Annotated in this window: 3 protein-coding genes; 1 reads left to right on the forward strand and 2 read right to left on the reverse strand. The window is 70.5% G+C overall.

Going from position 1 to position 3,005, the window contains the following annotated elements; all coding sequences use genetic code 11:
* On the reverse strand, positions 1-290 hold a 290-nt coding region (locus ACWC9T_RS41395; protein WP_449826182.1), incomplete at its 3' end, for an SPFH domain-containing protein.
* Between the two features lie 372 nt (positions 291-662).
* Between ACWC9T_RS41395 and ACWC9T_RS41400 the strand changes: the two genes are divergently transcribed.
* Positions 663-2,426 carry a sensor histidine kinase gene (locus ACWC9T_RS41400; RefSeq protein ID WP_449826183.1) on the forward strand — a complete coding sequence of 588 codons (1,764 nt, stop codon included), beginning with the start codon at positions 663-665 and terminating at the stop codon, positions 2,424-2,426.
* A 168-nt stretch (positions 2,427-2,594) separates the two neighbouring features.
* Here ACWC9T_RS41400 and ACWC9T_RS41405 read toward each other — a convergent pair.
* A partial coding sequence (locus ACWC9T_RS41405) for an Hsp20/alpha crystallin family protein (RefSeq protein WP_449826184.1) occupies positions 2,595-3,005 on the reverse strand: 411 nt, incomplete at its 5' end.

Below are 3,005 nucleotides of genomic sequence, written 5' to 3' on the forward strand. Positions count from 1 at the left end.
GCGATCTGGCCGACCGCGCTGGCCACGTCCTCGATCTCCACGATCGACTTCACCGGGTCCACCCGGCGGAAGTAGGCCACCGCCGCGACACCGATCGATACGTTGTCCCGGGTGATCACCTGCTGGGACGGGATCGGCATGGTCACCGTGCGCAGGGTGACCTTCCACATCCGGTCCGCCAGCGGGATCATGAACCGGATGCCGGGGTCGCGCACCCCGCGCAGCCGGCCCAGCCGGAACACCACCCCGCGCTCGTACTGCCGGACGATTGCGACTCCCAGATTCGGCACGACAACCACCCTCCTCGACTCGGGAGCACCTCCAGCGTGCGGCGGATCCGCCGGAGCGGGCTTGGGCCCACCGGCCCCAACCCGCCAGACGGACGGGCACGAACGGCGAACGGGCCGAGGACAGGCAGAGGCCGAAGGAGTGCAGCAGTGTTGATATGGCGCTCGTATCCGTAGCGTGGAAGGTGGCGCGGGTGCGCGGGGAATCTGCCCGGAGGTAGCCAGGGCCGACGGTGTTGTCTGCGAACGAGCCATGTCTCTCAGGCCCAGCCGAAGGGGGCTGGGCTTCCATCCCGAAGCATCCTTCGAGGCCGGGCATCGGGTCTTCGCCGCTGTTGGGGCGGCTCTTCCGCGAAGGCATGGAGGTTCTCGCCAGTGGGCCGTGAGGCTGAAGCACCCGGGGCGGGTGTACCCGCGCTGCGTCTGGACGGGGTGCTGGAAGAGCTGCAGACGCGGCTGGACGCCTTGCGCGACACCCGCGACCGGATCCGCGATCTGCTGGGGGCGGTTCTCGCGGTCGGCCGGGAGCTGGACCTGGGCCAGGCACTGCGGCAGATCGTGGAAGCCGCCGTGACCTTGGTGGACGCCGAGTTCGGCGCCCTTGGCGTGATCGGCGAGGACGGGCGGTTCTCGCGGTTCATCCCGGTCGGGATGACCGAGGAGCAGATCCGCAGGATCGGCGCGCTACCGTCCGGGCACGGGGTGCTGGGCGAACTGATCCGCGGTCCACGGATGCTGAGACTCGCGGAGATCTCCGAGCATCCGTCCTCCTACGGCTTCCCGAGCCATCACCCGCCGATGCACACCTTCCTCGGTATGCCGATCCGGGGGCGGAACAAGGTGTACGGCAACCTTTACCTCACGCAGAAGCGCGGTGACGGGCAGTTCGACGCCGAGGACGAGTCGGTGCTGGGCACGCTGGCGGTGGCCGCCGGAGTGGCGATCGACAACGCCCGGCTCTACCGGCAGTCCCGGCTGCAGGAACGCTGGCTGGCTGCAAGCGCCGAGATCACCGGAAGCCTGCTGTCGGGCAGCTCGGCGGACGACGTACTCGCCCTGTCGATCGGAAGAGCGACCGCTATCGCGGAAGCGGACCTCGCCGTTGTCGCCACCCCCACGCCCGATCCCGGCCACCTGAAGGTGCGGCTCGCCGTTGGGCTCCAGGCGGCGCAGCACCGGGACCTGGCGCTGCCGTTCGAGGGGACGCTCATGGGCGAGGCCGCGCGCACCGGTGCCCTGACGGTGTCCGCCGACGTGCACAAGGACCAGAGGATCACGACCGGCCCACCGCGGTGGGAGGGCCTGGGGCCGGCCCTGGCCGTGCCGGTCGGTGTCCCGCCACACGCGTTGCGCGGTGTCCTGATGCTCGCCAGATCGGCGGACAAGGCCCCGTTCGACGAGGACGAGTCCGCCCCGCTGGTCGGCTTCGCCGGGCAGGTGGCGCTCGCGATGGAACTCGCCGAACGGCGCCGGGACTCCGAACAGATCTCCCTGCTACGAGAACGTGACCGGATCGCCACCGATCTGCGCGACCTCTCCGTCCGACGGCTGATCATCACCGGGATGACTCTGCAGGGCGGGCTGGCGTTCATCGACATCCAGGGGGCTTCCGACCGCGTCCGACAGGCCGTCGACGAACTCGACGAGACCGCCAGGATCATCCGCTCCGTCGTTTTCGGCCAGTGCACGCACCAGGCCGACCGGGCGACCACCGGGCTGCCGGGCAGGGCCGCGGAGAGCGTCGAACGGGCTACGGCACTGCTCGGGTTCGCCCCCACCGTGTCGCTGCGGGGGCCTCTCGACCGTGAGGTGCCGCCCGCGCTTGCCGATGAGGCCGTCGCTGTGCTGGGCGAGGCGCTGTCGAACGTCGCCCGTCACGCCCGCGCCACCGCGGTGGAGGTAGGTCTGATCGCAAGCAGAGAGCTGAGCGTGACCGTCACCGACAACGGCTGCGGACTCCCCGAGAACGGACGGCGCAGCGGGCTCGCCAACCTCGCCGAACGCGCCGCGCGCCTCGGAGGGAGCTTCGAGGTCACAGCCAGGCCCGACGGGGGAACCAGACTGGTGTGGCGGGTGCCGCTGCCCGCTCCGGGGCGACCTGACGCGCCCCCCGGTCCGGAAAACGGGACCGGGGCCTGATCCGCCGGGCTCCGGTCACGGACGGCCGTAAGCGGCCTCGCCGCAGTCCGGAAGCCGGAGGCCGACCTGCACGCGGCGCCGCAAGGGCGTCCGGCTGGCTCGGCAAGTAGCCGGACGCCGGCGAACCGCATCCACCGGCGTCCGTACTGATCGGGGCGCGCCGGGGCGTCAGGTGCCGCCGGTGATCTGGACGCGCCGTGGCTGCTTCAACTCCGCCGCGGGCATGGGTGCTTTCACGGTCAGTACGCCCTTGTCGTAGCCGGCGGTGATGTCCCCTTCCTGGCATCCCTCCGGGAGCCGGATGCTGCGGGTGAAGGAACCGTAGCGGAACTCCGAACGGTGCTTCTCCCTCTTCTCCTCACGACGCTCGGCGTGGACGGTCAGCACGCCACCTTCGACAGTGATCTCGACGTCCTTGTCCGGGTCGATCCCCGGCAGCTCGGCCTTGATGACGAATGCGCCGTCCTCCTCGCTCTCCTCGACGCGGATGACGTGCTCCTCGGGGGACATGCGCAGCTCGAAGGGGAAGTCCTCGAACAGGTCCGGGAACGAGGGCCACCAGTGCGCACGCCTGCGCAG

The sequence above is a fragment of the Kitasatospora sp. NPDC001159 genome (assembly GCF_053598235.1).